At 44.6% G+C, this 17,681-nt stretch carries 15 protein-coding genes and 1 pseudogene; 10 read left to right on the top strand and 6 right to left on the bottom strand.

The annotated features are described in order from the left end of the window. The first annotated feature begins 368 nt into the window (after positions 1 to 368). From hemE to BBC0178_RS11620, 8 genes are all read left to right on the top strand, one after another. Positions 369 to 1,394 (top strand): uroporphyrinogen decarboxylase, encoded by a 1,026-nt coding sequence (gene hemE, locus BBC0178_RS11655; protein WP_078040275.1) that lies wholly within the window; start codon positions 369 to 371, stop codon positions 1,392 to 1,394. After that, positions 1,391 to 1,936 (top strand): protoporphyrinogen oxidase HemJ, encoded by a 546-nt coding sequence (gene hemJ, locus BBC0178_RS11650; RefSeq protein WP_078040274.1) that lies wholly within the window; start codon positions 1,391 to 1,393, stop codon positions 1,934 to 1,936. The genes hemE and hemJ overlap by 4 nt, the downstream gene beginning before the upstream one ends. Positions 1,937 to 2,077: 141 nt before the next feature. Continuing rightward, a complete protein-coding gene (gene rho / locus BBC0178_RS11645; RefSeq protein ID WP_078040476.1) occupies positions 2,078 to 3,343 on the top strand; it encodes a transcription termination factor Rho in 1,266 nt (421 codons plus the stop codon). A 352-nt stretch (positions 3,344 to 3,695) separates the two neighbouring features. Next, complete coding sequence (gene mnmE, locus BBC0178_RS11640) at positions 3,696 to 5,003, top strand: tRNA uridine-5-carboxymethylaminomethyl(34) synthesis GTPase MnmE (RefSeq protein ID WP_078040273.1); 1,308 nt, start codon at positions 3,696 to 3,698, stop codon at positions 5,001 to 5,003. Positions 5,004 to 5,236: 233 nt separating this feature from the next. Continuing rightward, on the top strand, positions 5,237 to 7,108 hold the full coding sequence (mnmG, locus tag BBC0178_RS11635; protein WP_078040272.1) for a tRNA uridine-5-carboxymethylaminomethyl(34) synthesis enzyme MnmG: 1,872 nt from the start codon (positions 5,237 to 5,239) through the stop codon (positions 7,106 to 7,108). Beyond that, the gene (gene rsmG / locus BBC0178_RS11630) at positions 7,108 to 7,755 is read left to right on the top strand and encodes a 16S rRNA (guanine(527)-N(7))-methyltransferase RsmG (protein WP_078040271.1); all 648 of its coding nucleotides are present in this window, start codon (positions 7,108 to 7,110) and stop codon (positions 7,753 to 7,755) included. The genes mnmG and rsmG overlap by 1 nt, the downstream gene beginning before the upstream one ends. A 5-nt stretch (positions 7,756 to 7,760) precedes the next feature. After that, the gene (locus tag BBC0178_RS11625) at positions 7,761 to 8,555 is read left to right on the top strand and encodes a ParA family protein (RefSeq protein WP_077973379.1); all 795 of its coding nucleotides are present in this window, start codon (positions 7,761 to 7,763) and stop codon (positions 8,553 to 8,555) included. A 44-nt stretch (positions 8,556 to 8,599) separates the two neighbouring features. Next, positions 8,600 to 9,475 carry a ParB/RepB/Spo0J family partition protein gene (locus tag BBC0178_RS11620; protein ID WP_078040270.1) on the top strand — a complete coding sequence of 292 codons (876 nt, stop codon included), beginning with the start codon at positions 8,600 to 8,602 and terminating at the stop codon, positions 9,473 to 9,475. Between the two features lie 448 nt (positions 9,476 to 9,923). Here BBC0178_RS11620 and BBC0178_RS11615 read toward each other — a convergent pair whose 3' ends face one another. From BBC0178_RS11615 to dapF, 6 genes and pseudogenes are all read right to left on the bottom strand, one after another. Continuing rightward, positions 9,924 to 10,409, bottom strand: a complete 486-nt coding sequence (locus tag BBC0178_RS11615) for a hypothetical protein (protein ID WP_078040269.1) — start codon at positions 10,407 to 10,409, stop codon at positions 9,924 to 9,926. Next, entirely contained in the window at positions 10,410 to 11,171 is a 762-nt protein-coding gene (gene gloB, locus BBC0178_RS11610) for a hydroxyacylglutathione hydrolase (protein ID WP_078040268.1), read from the bottom strand. A 33-nt stretch (positions 11,172 to 11,204) separates the two neighbouring features. Beyond that, positions 11,205 to 11,879, bottom strand: coding sequence for a septation protein A (locus tag BBC0178_RS11605; protein WP_075869488.1), 675 nt, complete (start codon positions 11,877 to 11,879; stop codon positions 11,205 to 11,207). After that, positions 11,876 to 12,805, bottom strand: a pseudogene (ftsY, locus tag BBC0178_RS11600) (signal recognition particle-docking protein FtsY); the annotation flags it as partial. The gene BBC0178_RS11605 and the pseudogene ftsY, both read right to left, overlap by 4 nt. A 426-nt stretch (positions 12,806 to 13,231) precedes the next feature. Beyond that, a complete protein-coding gene (mtaB, locus tag BBC0178_RS11595) occupies positions 13,232 to 14,515 on the bottom strand; it encodes a tRNA (N(6)-L-threonylcarbamoyladenosine(37)-C(2))-methylthiotransferase MtaB (RefSeq protein ID WP_078040266.1) in 1,284 nt (427 codons plus the stop codon). Then, positions 14,515 to 15,360, bottom strand: a complete 846-nt coding sequence (dapF, locus tag BBC0178_RS11590) for a diaminopimelate epimerase (protein ID WP_078040265.1) — start codon at positions 15,358 to 15,360, stop codon at positions 14,515 to 14,517. The genes mtaB and dapF overlap by 1 nt, the downstream gene beginning before the upstream one ends. Before the next feature lie 486 nt (positions 15,361 to 15,846). Here dapF and BBC0178_RS11585 point away from each other — a divergent pair, with 486 nt between their 5' ends. Both BBC0178_RS11585 and zapE read left to right on the top strand, forming a co-directional pair. After that, positions 15,847 to 16,389: an AprI/Inh family metalloprotease inhibitor gene (locus BBC0178_RS11585; RefSeq protein WP_078040264.1), complete on the top strand. Its 543-nt coding sequence runs from the start codon at positions 15,847 to 15,849 to the stop codon at positions 16,387 to 16,389. 67 nt (positions 16,390 to 16,456) lie between these two features. Further along, on the top strand, positions 16,457 to 17,599 hold the full coding sequence (zapE, locus tag BBC0178_RS11580) for a cell division protein ZapE (protein ID WP_077973364.1): 1,143 nt from the start codon (positions 16,457 to 16,459) through the stop codon (positions 17,597 to 17,599). The last annotated feature ends 82 nt before the right edge of the window (positions 17,600 to 17,681 follow it).

Genomic DNA, 17,681 nt, shown 5'->3' with positions numbered 1-17,681 from the left:
TTTGTGCACACCAAAAAAATGTGAGGATAACTCCATGATGTTATACACAAGCCAAGCCATTGTGGGAAATTCAAAAGCGGGCAATTGAATTACGGGGAAAACCTTCTGTTTTGGAATTTCAACGACTTTACGATTTTTATTTCACAATTTGAAGAAAGTCGTTGTTTTTATGTATCAAATTAAAATTAATCGGGTAAATATAAGGTTGCTGTGAGCAGGTTTTTCCGGCTTACAAAAATCTCGCCAATTCTGTGGATAAAAAAAGGTTAATAAATAATTAACAGAAAACACAGACTCTAAGAATCAGAATCCAAGATTCAAAATAATTTCTTTATTGAAACCCTCCTTTGGAAAAGCCAACATAAGCCATGACAAAAAAAGTTCTTGAAGTCCTAAGTGGTAAAACAATATCTCCCCCACCAATCTGGTTGATGAGGCAAGCTGGAAGATTCCTGCCGGAATACCGGGAAGTTAGGGAAAAAGCGGGAAGCTTTCTTGATCTTTGCTATAACCCTCAACTTGCTTTTGAAGTCACAATGCAACCGATCAGACGATTCGGTTTTGATGCAGCAATTCTCTTTTCGGATATACTCGTTGTACCCCATGCTTTAGGAAGGAATTTACGTTTTGAAGAAAAAAAGGGACCAATTCTTGATCCTCTATCAGTAAACGAAATTGAAAATTTAAATGTCGAAAAGGCTCAGGAAAAACTGATCCCGAGTTTTGAAACTCTCTCTCTTCTCAAAAATGCTTTACCTCATGACACAACACTGATCGGATTTTGTGGAGCTCCGTGGACTGTTGCAACCTATATGATTGCCGGACATGGCACTCCGGATCAGGCTCCTGCCAGATTGTTCGGCTTCAATCATCCGGAAGCAATGAAAACTCTTCTTGAACTTCTTGCCGATGTTTCGGCTGACTATCTTGTCAATCAGGTCAAGTCCGGAGCTGAGGTTTTACAGATTTTTGATTCCTGGGCCGGCGTTCTGGATGAACAGAGTTTTGATGAATATGTTATTTATCCGATAAACCGGATGGTCCGGCGGATTAGAAAAGTTTTTCCGGAAGTTCCGATAATCGGTTTTCCAAAAGGTGCCGGTGCACTTTACGAAAATTTTGCTCGAAAAACAGGGGTAACGGCCATCGGACTTGATTGGTCTGTACCGCTTTCCTTTGCCAAAAAACTACAAAAAATAACACCCGTACAAGGAAATCTTGATCCATTGCGGCTGGTTTCGGGTGGTACTGCTCTTGAAAAAGGAATAGAGACTATTCTGGAAAATCTCGGGAATGGACCCTTGGTTTTTAATTTGGGGCATGGAATAACACCACAAACGCCTATCAAAAACGTCGAAAGACTGGTCAAACTGGTGAGGAATTTTAACAAATGACGAATTCTAAAACGCATATGACAACGGGGACAATCTGGCTTCGCGCCATCGTTTCGCTATTGATTGTCGTGGTTGTTTTATGGGCATTGTTTCACGTGAATCCTGATAAATATCCGGAATCGACGTTATGGATTAAATCTTTTCATGTGATTTCTATCATCTGCTGGATGGCCGGTATGTTTTATCTGCCACGTTTGTTTGTCTATCATTGTCAGGCAGAAGCGGGATCCAAACAATCCGAAACGTTCAAAGTTATGGAAAGACGGTTGTTGCGGGCAATTATCAATCCTGCGATGATTGCATCGTGGGTTACGGGACTCTGGTTGGCATGGGAAGTTTATGCACTTCAGGGTGGTTGGCTGCATCTGAAACTTCTCGTTGTGGTTATTCTTTCCGGCTATCACGGATTGTTATCCCGCGGAGTTCGCCATTTTACCGAGGATAGAAATAACTTTTCCGAAAAGACATGGCGGATTTTGAATGAAGTGCCCACAGTGCTCATGATCATCGCTGTGATTGATGTCATTGTAAAACCGTTCTGAGTGAAAATGGCTTGATTTCTTAAGGCAAGGGGGGTAGATGGAATTTACCCTCCTTTTTTATTTTCCAAAGTTTCTGAATAAGGCACTTTTTCAAGGAAAATATTTTTCCATAATCACAAGAGTTTATATTGGATGCAGAATATTCAACAGATGAAACTACAAGAGCTGAAAAGCAAAACGCCGGTTGAACTTGTAGCTTTTGCCGAAACACTGGAAGTCGAAAATGCTTCGTTAATGCGCAAACAGGAATTGATGTTTGCCATTTTGAAAAAGCTTGCCCTTCAGGATGTTGAAATTATAGGTGAAGGTGTTCTGGAAGTTTTGCTGGACGGCTTCGGATTTTTACGTTCGGCCGATGCCAATTATCTTCCGGGCCCCGATGACATTTATCTGTCACCCTCCCAAATCCGGCGGTTTTCATTAAAAACCGGCGATACGGTCGAAGGACCGATACGCAGTCCTAAAGAAGGCGAGCGTTATTTTGCACTATTAAAAATCAATACGATCAATTTTGAAGATCCGGAGAAAATCCGTCACAAAATCCATTTTGATAATTTGACACCTCTCTATCCGAACGAGAGGTTGAAAATGGAGTTGAGTGACCCGACAAACAAGGATATGTCGGCAAGGGTCATTGATCTGATCTCGCCTTTAGGTAAAGGACAACGTGCGCTGATTGTTGCACCGCCAAGAACCGGTAAGACAGTTCTTCTTCAAAACATTGCCCATTCAATTACGGCCAATCATCCGGAATGTTTTCTGATTGTGTTGCTTATTGACGAACGTCCGGAAGAAGTGACCGATATGCAACGTTCTGTCAAAGGTGAGGTTGTTTCGTCAACATTCGACGAGCCGGCATCCCGCCACGTTCAGGTCGCTGAAATGGTCATTGAAAAGGCGAAGCGCCTTGTTGAACAGAGTCGCGATGTTGTCATTCTTCTCGATTCGATTACCCGTCTTGGTCGCGCTTATAATACTGTCGTTCCTTCATCAGGTAAGGTATTGACCGGTGGTGTTGACGCCAATGCTCTGCAGCGCCCCAAGCGCTTTTTCGGTGCAGCCCGCAATATTGAAGAAGGCGGTTCGCTCACAATTATCGCTACGGCATTGATTGATACAGGTAGCCGTATGGATGAAGTTATTTTCGAAGAGTTCAAGGGAACAGGCAACTCTGAAATTGTGCTTGATCGGAAAGTGGCCGATAAGAGAATTTTCCCGGCAATGGATATTTTGAAATCCGGAACCCGCAAGGAAGATTTGTTGGTTTCCCGTCAGGATTTGCAAAAAATATTTGTTTTGCGTCGTATTTTGGCTCCGATGGGCACAACCGACGCGATCGAATTTTTGATTGATAAATTGAAGCAGACAAAAACCAATGCCGAATTTTTCGACTCAATGAATACGTAATTCGGGAATACGTAATTCGGGAATACCTGATTTGGAAATACATGATCGGAGAACACCTGATCTCCGGTCACTTGATCGGGAATGTGCCCCGTCGGATCATGTCTGACAGGTGTTTTTCAAAACATACATATGTAGCTTTTTCCGTCCGGAAAATTTTTCGGGCGGTTTTTATATATCTGCGGTAGCACAATTTGATATGGCGAAGCGGAACGAAGTTTTTGTCAAAAATGGTTATAAAGTTCTGCTTCAAATGATTTGTAGATCATTGGCCGGCTTTTTATAATGCGTTTCTGCGTTGCTAAATGTGGGACATAGCTTCAATAAGACATTTTGACGAACGAGGATAACAACAGTGGATACTATTTTTGCTTTATCAAGCGGAAAACTTCCCTCAGGGGTCGCAGTCATTCGCGTTTCGGGAGATATGACCAAAACGATCGTCAAGACATTGCTCGGTAAGGTTCCGGCACCGCGTTTAATGACATATGGCAAACTTACGTCTCAAGAAGGCGAATTTCTGGACAATGCATTAACAGTGTTTTTTTCCTCACCACATAGTTTTACCGGTGACGATAGCGTGGAATTTCATCTTCATGGCGGCAAAGCCGTTGTGGACCGGTTTTTGAACGAGCTTGAGAAGTTCGATGCATGTCGTTTGGCAGAACCTGGTGAGTTTTCAAGGCGGGCGTTTATCAATGGCAAGCTCGATTTGACAGAAGCAGAAGGGCTGGCTGATTTAATCGAAGCGGAAACGGAAAGCCAAAGAAGACTAGCCATAATGGGAGCGACGGGCAAACTTGCAGCGCTTTATAGAGATTGGCGAAACAATCTTATCAAGGCCCGCGCCATGATAGAAGCAGAGCTTGATTTTTCCGATGAAGAAGATGTTCCGGGTTCTGTGAGCGAGATTGTTTGGGATAATTTACGAAATTTAAGCCGGTCAATTTCCGAATTTGTCGAGAAAAGCGAACGTGTAGCCTCCATGCGTGATGGTATAAAAATTGTCATCGCAGGTGCACCAAACGCAGGAAAATCTAGTATTATCAATAAGTTATCAGGTTTTGATGTTGCAATTGTTACAGATGAAGCCGGCACAACACGCGATGCTTTGGAAACCCGTATCGTGATTGATGGATATCAAATTCTATTGACCGATACAGCCGGATTGCGAGAGACAGAGAACAAAGTTGAAAAACTCGGTATAGAGGTTGCCTATAATCGACTGAAAGACGCCGATCTTGTTTTGCTGGTTGATGACTTGTCAAATCCGGTTCCGATAGAACTTCCTGAAACTGATGCAGACATTTGGCATGTTGGAAATAAAGTTGATTTGGCAAAAGGGTCATTGGAAAAATGGCCGATCCAGTTTTCGACCAAAACCGGTGAAGGATTTGATTCTTTTGTAAAAGCGATTGCTTCATTCTGTTCTTGCTTTTCATATGATGTCGGAGAAGTGGTGACTGCCCGAAAAAGGCAATTAACGCTTTTGAAAACGGCTATCTCTGAAATTGATCACGCGATTCGATATGAAGACCGCGATTTATCTCTAAGAGCGGAACATTTACGACTTGCTGCAGACTCACTGGGTCGTATTACCGGCGATATTGATGTGGAAGATATTTTGGACGTAATTTTCTCGCAATTTTGCATAGGCAAATGAGTCGTTCATAATAATTGGAACTTGATTTTCGAAAAATTGATTCACGTGAAACAGTAAATTGGTGATTCACGTGAAACATTTTGGAAATTAGATGTTCAATCTTCAAAAATAATGATTCACGTGAAACATCTCATATGTTAGAGAACTATTAATTGGTTAGAAGTTCTCCGAAAAAGGTGTTTCTTCTATTGTTTCACGTGAAACGTGATTAAAATAATGGTGTTGATAATAAATTGACTGATAAATTTGATGTGATTGTTGTTGGGGGCGGACACGCCGGATGTGAAGCTGCTGGTGCGGCTGCACGTACCGGTGCAAAAACGGCACTTGTTACCCACCATTTTGCTTCAATTGGAACAATGTCTTGTAATCCCGCAATTGGTGGCCTCGGAAAAGGACATCTTGTGAGAGAAATTGATGCACTCGACGGGCTGATGGGTCGTGCAGCAGATGAAGCCGGAATCCAGTTTCGTTTGCTTAACCGGAGAAAAGGACCAGCCGTTAGGGGACCGCGTACACAGGCAGACCGAAAATTATACAAAAAAGCTATGCAGACATTGATTTCGGAACAGCCAAATCTCACGGTCATAGAAGACGAAGTAATTGATATTATTGTAAAAAATAACGCTGTAACGGGCGTTATCTGTAAGGCTCATGGGCAGCTTGAAGCCGGTGCTGTGGTCTTGACGACGGGTACATTTTTGCGTGGGCTTATACATATTGGCGAAAAGACATGGCCTGCGGGGAGAATGGGCGAAGAACCGAGCAATCTCCTTGGTGAACGGCTTGGACAATATGGTATCCGGTTAGGGCGATTGAAAACCGGTACCCCTTCAAGGTTAAGTAAAAAGACAATTGATTGGGACAATCTTCCAAAGCAGACTGCTGACGACGATCCTGTACCATTTTCATTTTTAACCGAAACAATTCGCCAACCACAAATTGACTGTGCGGTTACCCGAACGAATCACAAAACCCATCAGATCATAAAAGATAATATTCATCGTTCGGCAATGTATTCCGGTGCTATTAAAGGTATAGGTCCTAGATATTGTCCTTCGATTGAAGACAAAATTGTCAAATTCGGAGAGCGTGACGGTCATCAGATATTTCTGGAACCGGAAGGACTGGATGATGATACGGTCTATCCAAACGGTATATCAACGTCATTGCCGGAAGAGGTCCAGCTCGACTTTATCAAGACCATCGAAGGCTTGGAACACGCCAAGGTGTTGCAACCGGGTTATGCAATCGAATATGATTTCGTCGACCCGCGCCAGCTTTATGCAACATTGGAATTGAAAGCGCTTTCAGGTCTCTTTCTCGCCGGTCAGATAAACGGAACAACCGGTTATGAAGAAGCCGGCGCACAAGGCTTACTTGCAGGGCTGAACGCTGCGAACAAAGCTTCCGGCAAAGATCAAATCACCATCAGCCGTTCAACTGCCTATATTGGTGTTATGGTGGATGATTTGATTACGCGCGGTGTCAGTGAACCATATCGGATGTTTACCTCGCGTGCAGAGTTTCGCTTGTCTTTAAGGGCGGATAATGCGGATGAACGGTTGACACCGTTGGGATTGGAATGGGGTATTGTAGGCTCGCTGCGTCATCAGCATTTTCAATATAAGCAAGACTTATTGACTAAAGCGCGTGACCTTTGTCAATCGGTAGCGATCACGCCGAACGAGGCTACGGAAAAAGGGTTGCAGATAAAACATGATGGAATTCGCCGTAGTGCTTATGATTTGCTGGCTTATCCGGAAATGTCACTGTCTCGCTTAATCGATATTTGGCCTATTCTTGGCGAGATTGATAAAAAAACGGCGGAAACATTGGAAATAGAGGCTCAATACGCAGTTTATCTTGATCGACAAGCTCAGGATATTGCCAATCTTCGACGGGATGAACGGCTGCGCATTCCGGCGGAACTCGATATTGACGTGATTTCAGGTCTTTCCAATGAACTTAAAGGAAAAATTCGTCAGCGCGCACCGCAATCCATCGCAGAAGCTCAAAAAATTGACGGAATGACTCCGGCAGCTTTGTCCCTCATCATTACCCATATCCAGCGCTTGAACCGCGAAAACAGGAGAAGCGCCTGATGACAGAATGGGTTGAAGAAAAATATCTGACGTTGAAGGAAATCGTGCCTTCTGTTTCACGTGAAACAGCGGCCAGTTTGATGGCCTTCGAGGAAGCTGTCAAAAAGTGGCAATCACATATCAATTTGATTGCGAATGCTACTTTGCCCGAGCTCTGGACTAGACATATATTGGATAGTGCACAAATAGCAGCACTTCAACCAGATGCAAAAAACTGGTGCGACATTGGTTCGGGTGGTGGCTTTCCCGGAATTGTAACGGCGATTCTCTTGAAAGAAAAAAGCGGTTTTCACATTGATCTCGTCGAAAGTAACAGCAAAAAGGCGGCATTTTTAAGAAGTGTCAGTGCTGAATTCAATTTGCCTGCCACTGTCCATACATGTCGCATTGAAACCAGCTACATTCACATTAAAAAACCGGAAATTATCACGTCACGCGCTTTGGCATCGCTCGGGAAGCTCTTTGAACTAACGCTTCCATGGTTTGAACAAGGTGCAACCGCCCTATTCCAGAAGGGGCGTGATTATAAAAAAGAAATGGCCGAAGCCGAACAAAACTGGACATTCAATTCGATAATTCATCAAAGTAAAATTGATCGTCAATCCGTTATTCTTGAAATTAGCAAGATCAATCCACGTAAGGGGTGAGAAAAATGAGCGAAACACGCATTATCGCCATTGCAAATCAGAAAGGTGGAGTTGGTAAAACAACGACAGCCATTAACCTCGCTACAGCACTTGCGGCAATTGGAGAAACTGTTCTGGTGATGGATATTGATCCTCAGGGAAATGCCAGCACAGGTCTCGGGATTGATCGTGATCAACGTCTCCTTTCTTCCTATGATGTTATTGTTTCGGGCACATCGGTTAATGACGCGGCATTGGAAACGGAAGTTCCTAATCTTTATGTCGTCCCCTCGACCCTTGATCTTCTTGGAATAGAAATGGAAATTGCACCGGCAAATGACCGTATTCAGAGGCTACAAAATGCCTTACGAAAAAATCCGAGAGTAACCGAGAAATTTTCATATATATTGATTGATTGCCCCCCTTCTCTCAATCTTTTGACGCTCAATGCTATGGGGGCAGCCAATTCTGTTCTCGTACCTTTGCAATGCGAGTTTCTGGCTCTTGAAGGACTAAGTCAACTGTTGGAAACAGTAAAACAGGTTCGTGGCTCCCTCAATCCTTCGTTGGAAATACAAGGTATTGTGCTTACCATGTATGATGGCCGTAATAATCTTTCCAATCAGGTTGTAGAGGATGTGCGATCCTTTATGGGTGACAAAGTTTATCAAACCGTCATACCGCGCAATGTTCGTGTATCGGAAGCGCCGTCATTCGGTAAACCGGCTCTTCTTTACGACTTGAAATGTGCCGGCAGTCAGGCCTATTTGCAACTTGCTTCGGAAGTCATTCAACGCGAACGCCAATTACGTGCAGCTTAAGAAATAAATTTAGAAAAAACGAGGAAATAGACGAGGAAATAGATATGAGTGACGATCAATCGAAAAAACGGCTTGGACGTGGTCTTGCTGCTCTTATTGGCGATATTGATCTTGGTCTTGATAAGCCGCTCGCAGCTCCAAATACCTCGTCGGAACGGCAGGTGCCTATTGAATTTATTTCTCGTAATCCGCAAAATCCCAGACGTAATTTTACGGAAACCGAGCTTGATGATCTTGCCCAGTCTATTCGTGAGCATGGAGTTGTGCAGCCGGTTGTCGTCCGTCCATCGCCCGATCATCCAAACCGCTTCGAATTGATTGCAGGGGAACGCCGTTGGCGTGCTGCACAGCGTGCTAATCTCACCGAAATACCGGTCATTATCCGCAATGTTGATGATCGTACCGCTTTGGAACTTGCCATTATTGAAAATGTTCAAAGAAGCGATCTTAATCCTCTGGAGGAGGGGATGGGGTACCAACAACTCATTGACGAGCATGATTATACGCAGGCTGACCTCGCTCAGGTGATCGGAAAAAGCCGCAGCCACGTTGCCAATACACTCCGACTATTAAAATTACCTGCTAAAGTTCAGCAATTCATCAATGAGGGGCAATTATCGGCAGGCCACGCCCGTTGTCTGATAACAGTCGAAGATCCCTTGGCACTTGCCGAGAAAATTATCCGTGACGGCTTGTCTGTTCGTCAGGCTGAAGCATTGGCAAATGGTCAATCAAATGCCAAATCAAAAAGACGCACGCCGACAGAAAAAGATGCCGACACCAAGTCGCTGGAAAAACTTCTTGCCGATGTTATCGGTATGAAAGTTGCCATCAAACACGGGAAAAAAGGCGGGGACGTAAAAATCCATTATTCTTCGCTGGAGCAGCTCGATGATATCTGCAGGCGTTTACAAAACTAGGAATTTTCCGAGGTTTCACGATTGATTAAACCGGTTTTGCTTCGGGTTCGCTAAAAGAATCCGATGAAAGACTTGGCGTTGCACTGCTAAAATGGTTCTTCGGGAAAAAACCGAATGTTTTTCTATAAAATACTTTTGCCAAACAGGCTTTTCTATCAAACAATTCGGGCATTGACTGCTTGAGGTAAGTTATTCCGGGATATTTCCGGAAGACTTTGCTTTGTCGGAATTTTGTTATGGCTTCGCCATGGGCATTGTTTTATTTGCAAACCGAATATTCATTAGAAAATAGCGGAAAATGACCCCGCCTTTTGCTATTTTTCACGGCGGATCCGATTACTCCTCAAAGTGTGACGAGACGTTAGCCACAATTGTTACTATCCGGTTATGCCGCAAAGCACATGGTATTCTGTCGGGTATATACTAACATATTGTTTTTAAGACGAATTTATTGATCAAGCAGTTTGCGGATGCGGTCGGCAAATTGTTTTCCGAATTCGAGATTCTCTTTTGAAACTGTTGCGCTATCATCAAAAAGTGCATCCTGATCGTCGAGAGAAGAAGCTGCTGCAAGAGAGGCTTGCAGGGCCAGATAACCAAGGACGTAATCTTTCGGTTCAAGTGCATTTTTTTTCAAAATGTTCATTATGCGTTCATTTTTGGAAATCGTTTTGACAAGGCCATCAACGCTCGCGTCATTACCGGTTTCGGATTGAGAAAGCTTGATGGACGCATCGGACAGCTCTTTTTGTACATTCTCCATTTTCACCAAAAACTCCTCATTGAGAGGATATTCGGCAACAACCTTGGGATTACCGGTTGGTGAAAGATAGAACTCGTTCTGCTTATTATCCTGTTTCGAGGCGTCGTCGCCAAAAGCGGCAACTGGAAAAACTATCAGACAAAGGGCAATGACAAATCGCTTGATAAACATTCAGAAATGATCCTTGCGTTTTCTCAATTCGGCAAAAACAGCGACATCCGAAGCATTTTGCATTTTTAATGTGTGGCGTATATCTGGGTCATTACAGCGCAAAAAGGGATTTGCCGCTTTCTCGGCTTTGATCGAGCTCGGAAGTGAGGTTTCCCCGACTGCAATAAGCCGGTCAACAGCAGCAGCCCGATTGATGAGCGCAACATTGTCAGGATCGACCGAGCGAGCAAACCGTGCATTTTCTTTGGTATATTCATGGCCACAATAAAGCTTTGTATCGTCAGGAAGAGCTTTGAGCTTTTCAAGCGACGAAAACATCATCTCGGCTGTTCCTTCAAACAGTCTTCCGCAGCCCAGAGAAAACAATGTATCACCGGTGAAAACCAGTTTGTCTTCAGGAAAATAATAGCAAACCGAGCCAAGAGTATGACCGGGGGTTTCAAGCACTTTGACATCGAATTTTGCAAATTTACAGCCCGATTTTTCATTCACCGCTTCATCAAGCCCACCAATTTTGTCGGCTTCTCGCTCCGGACCAATGATTTTCGTGCCATAAACGGCTTTAAGGGCTGCAATTCCCTCGATGTGGTCCATATGATGATGGGTTATGAAAAGAACATCAAGCTTATAACCTTTTTGGTCAAGCTTTTCACGGATTGCCTTGGCATCCGGCGCATCAATCGCCGCAGTTAGCCCGCTTGCCTCGTCATGAAGCAGCACTCCGAAATTATCACTGCGGCAGATGAACTGTGTAATTTCCATTGTTTCAATCCCATCGGTTTTAAAATTCTCGACTTATTCGTCGAGCTTTGTCTGTTTCACACCTATCGGCGAGGTTGCATGTTTCATGACAATCGGCATTTGTGCAATCATAAAGATAATGGTGATCGGCATGACACCGAAGACCTTGAATGTCGTCCAGAAATCATTGCTGAAATTACGCCATACCAATTCGTTCAACACAGCAAGAAAAATAAAAAACCATGCCCAGCGGCGTGTTAGAATTTTCCAACCTTCATCATCAAGTTGAAAGGCAGAATCAAGCACATAGCCGAGAAGCGATTTATTGAAAGCGAGACCACCGAAAAGGATAAGGCCGAAGAGTGTGTTGATAATTGTCGGCTTCATTTTGATGAACGTATCATTATGGAGCCAAAGCGTTAAAGCCCCGAAAATCAATACAAATACACCGGAGATAAGCGGCATGATCGGGAGTTTTCGTGCAATAATCCAAGAGGCCACGAGTGCAATAACAATGGCAACCATGAAAATTGCTGTGGCAGGAAAAATCGGTTTTTCAAATCCCTGAAACAGACCAACATGTTTGATAAGCCATTCGCCCTTGTAATTGGCAAAGAAAAACACCACCAACGGCCCCATTTCCAGAATGAGTTTGAGCGCCGGTGACATATGGAGCTCTTTTACCGCTTTGGTATCTTCGGGATCGGGTTCAAAAAGTGAATTGGTCATTCGTGTTTTCCTGCTATTGCTTCGGCAAAATCCGAAGCTGCAAAGGGCTCGAGGTCATCAATACCCTCTCCTACCCCGATAAAATATACCGGCAATTTGTATTTTGCTGCAATTGCAACGAGAATACCACCGCGCGCTGTTCCATCAAGTTTTGTCATGACAAGGCCGTTCACACCGGCAATGTTGCGGAATATTTCCACTTGGTTCAGCGCATTCTGGCCGGTCGTGGCATCAAGTGTTTGCAAAACAGTATGTGGCGCATCCGGATCATGCTTGCTTAAAACACGCACAATCTTGGCAAGCTCGTCCATAAGTTCGGTTTTGTTCTGCAAACGTCCCGCCGTGTCAATGATAAGAACATCACTTCCGGCAGCTTTGGCTTTTTCATAAGCATCATAGGCAAGGCTTGCTGCATCGGCACCAAGTTTTGTCGAAACAACCGGTGCATTGACCCTGTCTCCCCAAATATGGAGTTGTTCGATAGCAGCAGCACGAAAAGTATCGCCAGCGGCCAGCATCACCTTTAATCCGCCGGCGGTAAGTTTGGCTGCCAATTTTCCGATTGTTGTGGTTTTTCCGGTTCCGTTCACACCGACAACCAATATGACATGTGGCTTATGGCTCAAGTCGAGTTCAAGCGGGCGGGCAACCGGTTCAAGTACTTTCTTGATCTCGTCACTCATGATCGTGCGTACTTCGTCGGTTGATATATCCTTGCCATAGCGGCTTGATGCTAGGGTATCCGTAATACGGATAGCAGTTTCAAGACCAAGATCGGCTTGAATCAATACATCTTCGAGATCTTGTAATGTCGCTTCATCAAGCTTGCGCTTGGTAAAAATGGAACCGATCGAATCACCAAGTTGGCGCGATGAACGGGCCAAACCGGTTTTCAACCGTTCAAACCATGACATTTTTTTTGGTTCATGGAGGGGCAAATCCGGTTTGATGACCTTGTTTTCGTTCCTCGTTACCTTGTCGGTAATTGTTACGGTTTTTTCACTCGCATGGTTACTTGGAGTCTCCGCTGTCTCTACAGTTTGTGAACCAACAAATTCCGCTTCCGGAACTGTCGGTTTTTTTGCCGGTTGATTTTCTTTCTTTTTCTTTTCGGCTAAAGCAGGGTTTTGATTTTCCGATGGAGTATTCGGCCGCTCCTGTTTCGGTTCGGCTGGTTTTTCAGTGCTAGCGGTTTTGTTTTGTTCTTTTGCCTGAGCTGCCTTATAGGCTTCAAAAGGTGACAAAGCGGGTGTTGCCGTGTCTTTTGTCCCTTCGGGTTCAGAATCCGTTTTCGGGTTCGAGCCAAAAGAAAAAACTTTTTTAAATAAACCTTTAGCCATAAAAATCCCCGGTCAGGCAGCGTTACGTTCGGTGAGCTTGGCAATAAGCTTGTCGCCATCCTGGCCGACAATATGGCCTTTAACGATGGTTCCGGCAATTGCACCGTCGATTTTAGTCAGTGTGAAATCTTCCGTGCGGCCGATTCCATCATGTTCGACAAGAATCATGTGTTCGGTGTTTTGTAAATGCTCGAGATGCTTCTTATAGGCTTTTTGCCCCTCTTGCCGCAGTTTTTCCGCTCTCAGTTTAACAATATGGCGATCAACCTGTGGCATACGGGCGGCCGGTGTGCCTTCCCGCGGGCTATAGGGAAAGACATGAAGATGGGTCAGTTTACAATCATCAACAAGCGCCAATGTGTTTTGGAACATCTCATCGGTTTCTGTCGGAAAACCGGCAATAAGATCGGCGCCATAAACCATTTCGGGACGCCTTTCGCGTAAATCATTGCAAAACCGGATAGATTGATCGCGTAAATGGCGCCGCTTCATGCGTTTCAAAATCATATTGTCGCCAGCTTGAAGTGAAAGGTGCAAATGTGGCATCAACCGTGGTTCATAAGCCAGTAATTCCATCAATTCATCATCGACTTCTACCGAGTCTATTGAAGAAAGGCGCAAACGCGCAAGATCGGGAACGTTTCTCAAAATCGAACCGACAAGTTTTCCAAGCGTTGCCTTTCCGGGAAGATCAGGTCCATAGCTCGTAAGATCAACACCGGTAAGGACAACTTCCTGATAGCCGTTTCCGTTAAGGCGTTTTATCTGTTCGACAACCGCACCCATTGGAACGGAGCGTGACGGCCCCCTTCCATAAGGAATAATGCAGAATGTGCAGCGATGGTCGCAGCCGTTTTGCACTTGCACGAAAGCCCGCGAATGACCTTCGATCGAGTCAACCATATGGGGAGCGTTTTCTTTCACGTCCATGATGTCGTTAACTTTGAGTTTTTCGTAATTGTTGACACCAAAATCCGGAAGTTGACGATAGGAATGGGCATGCAGTTTTTCTTCATTTCCCAAAACCAGATCAACTTCATCCATATCGGCAAAATCCTGCCCCAGAGTTTGGGCTGCACAGCCTGTCACAATGATACGTGCAAGTGGATTTTCGCGCCTTGCTTTGCGAATTGCCTGTTTTGCCTGACGGACGGCTTCGGCCGTGACAGCACATGTGTTGAAGATGACAGCGCCGTTTTCCAATTTATCAAGGCCGGCTGCAGCACTTTCTTTGCGCATAACCTCCGATTCAAATGCATTAAGCCGACAGCCGAAGGTGACAATTTCAGTTGCCATTACGAAATCCTTTGATGTTCACCCGAAACCGGATCGAACTCACCGCTAAACTCGAATTCCGTTGGTCCCGTCATGATGATATGGTTGTCTTTATCCCATAAAATATCGAGTTTTCCACCCGGTAGAGTTACAGTCACATGCCGTTTTGTAAGCGAACGTCTTGATGCGGCAACAGTTGCTGCACAGGAAGCCGTACCACAAGCACGTGTAAGGCCTGCTCCTCTTTCCCATGTCCGCAAAGTTAAAGAAGTGGGCGATGTGACGTGGGCAATCGAAATATTGCAGCGCTCGGGAAAAAACGGGTCATGTTCAAGTTCGGGACCATATTTATCAAGAGCTATTTTCTGAATATCATCGCCAACGAAGAAAATTGCGTGCGGATTTCCCATGGAAACCAGCGAGGCATCACGAAGCGGCCCGCGACCAATATCGGCATGATTGGTGTCGGCAATAGCATGTGACACAGGTATTTCTTGCCATTCAAGATGCGGAATCCCCATATCGACCGACACCAAACCGTTTTCACGACGCTTTGCTCTGACTATACCGGCAGCTGTATCCAGTTTGAAATTATCGCCCAGATTTTGTTTATAGAGCCATTCAACGACGCAACGTGTACCGTTTCCACAGGCCTGAGCCTTGGATCCATCCGAGTTCCATATGACAATGTGGTAATCACTACCGGATTTTGTCGGCTTGTGGACTGCCATTATCTGGTCGAACGCCGTATCGCTTTTCTTTGCCAGAGCGATAGCAGCTTTCGGTGTCATATCGGTTTTGGCCTCACGCATATCGGCAACAATTATTTCATTGCCGAGGCCATTCATTTTTTCAAAAGGGATCATATTTTGCCATCTAGCTGATCTTTATTGCGATAATATGACTGAAACTTTAAAAAAATTCCAGCACAAGTAGCTTAAACAGTCGGAATAGACCAGAGATATATAAAACCCGGAAATGTTAAAAATATTGTCCGGATTTTGTAAATGATTGCGGTTCCCGTTGTTCAAAGCCGGTTTCCGGTCATATTTTATTGTGCTTTCTGATAATTTCTCGATTTAAGGTAAACAGCATTGCGGAATAGATCGGTTTTAAAAAATATTAATAAAAACAATATGTTATAAAAAATCTATCAATAATATCAATTTTTCTGGTCGTAACAAAGTCCCGTTCATTGTTCGGTTTCTTTGTGAATCATGAAGAGAAGTGGAGGTTTTTCTTTTTTTCTGACACTTTTTTGCTATGTATAGTCTTTAAATAAAATTTAACCATCGTGCCTTTCCTTTGTACGGATTTTTACTGCGCAATCATGCGATGAAGAAAGTAGGAATATGACAGTCTCGAAGAATTCACTTCTGGTATTGACCGTTATGGCAACAATGCTTGCCGGTTGTGCGAATTCACGATTCGGCAACAATGGCGGTGGTGAGCCACCGCAAGTGGTTATGCCGGGTCCGGCAAGTTCGGGTGGTGTCAGCCAATCCGAGTTGCCACCGCCGGATAATTTTCCGTCAGCGCCCAATAATAGCGTAAGTAGCAGTGTCCCGCAGTCGCAAACAGATGTCGCCAGCCTTCAGCCACCTTCAAACGCTGCCGATTTGACACCGGGAGCAATTGCCGGTGTATGGAAAGCCTCGGTTGGCGGGCTCAATTGTCAGATTGCGACACCGCAAACAAAATATGGTCAAGGCTATCGCGCCGGTCCGTTGCATTGTCCGGAAGCCTTCTCGAAAGTTGCTTCATGGGCAGTGAGTGGCAAGCAACTGAATTTCTATGATGGTTCAGGAAGTCCGGTTGCCACGCTTTATTCAGCTGGTCAAAGCCGGTTCGAGGGCAATACAGTAAACGGTCAATCTGTTATACTGAGTCGTTAAGCAGAATTTTTTATAGAGGCCGTCAACGTCCGGCCTCTTCGTTTTTGATACAAGAAGGGGCTTGTTGATGGGATTAATGCGCGAGCGCTATGATGCTCTGGTTGAAAACGGCGAAATTAGCCGTGATGAAGCGCAAATTGCGTTGATTTCCCATTTTGACCGTCTTCTTGATGAACTATCGGTAAAACGGATATCACAGAAAAGCTCGCCGCTTGGTTGGCTTTTCGGTAAAAATAAAGATAACCACAGTGGTGTCCGTGGTCTTTATGTTTATGGGGAAGTCGGGCGTGGAAAAACCATGCTCATGGATTTGTTTTTTTCGTGTCTCCCTGATGGTGACAAAAGGCGCGCCCATTTCAATGATTTTATGGCAGATGTCCATGACCGGATTAACCGTCACCGGCAGGCATTGACGCGGGGCGAGACCAAACAGAACGACCCTATCCCTCCGGTTGCGGCAAGTCTTGCCAAAGAAGCCAAAGTCCTTTGTTTTGACGAGTTTACGGTTACCGATATTGCCGATGCCATGGTGCTATCAAGACTGTTTACAGCTTTATTCAAGGATGGTGTGACGCTTATTGCCACTTCCAATGTAGCACCTGATAATCTTTATAAAGACGGTCTCAATCGGCAGCTATTTTTGCCTTTTATCAAAATTCTCGAAGAAAATGTCGAGGTTTTCAATCTGGATGCCGATACCGATTACCGGTTGGAAAAGGCTGACCGAAAACCTGTCTACATTACACCTCTCGGCCATGTTGCACAGGAAAAGATGGATGCTGCATGGGCTTTGATCGAACAGGGAAAAACCGCAAAATCCGAAATTGTCGAAGTGCGAGGACATCCGGTACATGTACCGCGCGTTGTGAATGATGCTGCCCGTTTCGACTATATTGATCTGTGTGACATCCCGTTGGCAGCGTCCGACTATCTCGCTTTGTCAGAACGCTATCATACATTTTTCATCGACAATGTCCCGATTATGGACGACGAGCATCGCAACGAGACAAAACGTTTCATTCTACTGATTGATACGCTTTACGATCGGCATATCAGATTGTTTATTTCGGCGGCTGCAACCCCTGACAAACTTTATCAGGGAAAGAACCAGACGACCGAGACATTCGAGTTCGAACGCACTGCATCACGTCTTTTTGAAATGCAAAGTCAGGAATATTTGGCCAATTGGACCGAAAAACAGGGTCAGTAAAGCCAAAAAACCGGTAAACACGTTTAAATTGTGTCAATTTGACGCACAAAAGTGAAGAAAAATTGACGTTTACGTAAAGTGA

This window comes from Ditibartonella apihabitans (assembly GCF_002007485.1).
GTDB lineage: Bacteria > Pseudomonadota > Alphaproteobacteria > Rhizobiales > Rhizobiaceae > Bartonella > Bartonella apihabitans.
This window is presented reverse-complemented; position numbering and strand designations above follow the sequence as displayed.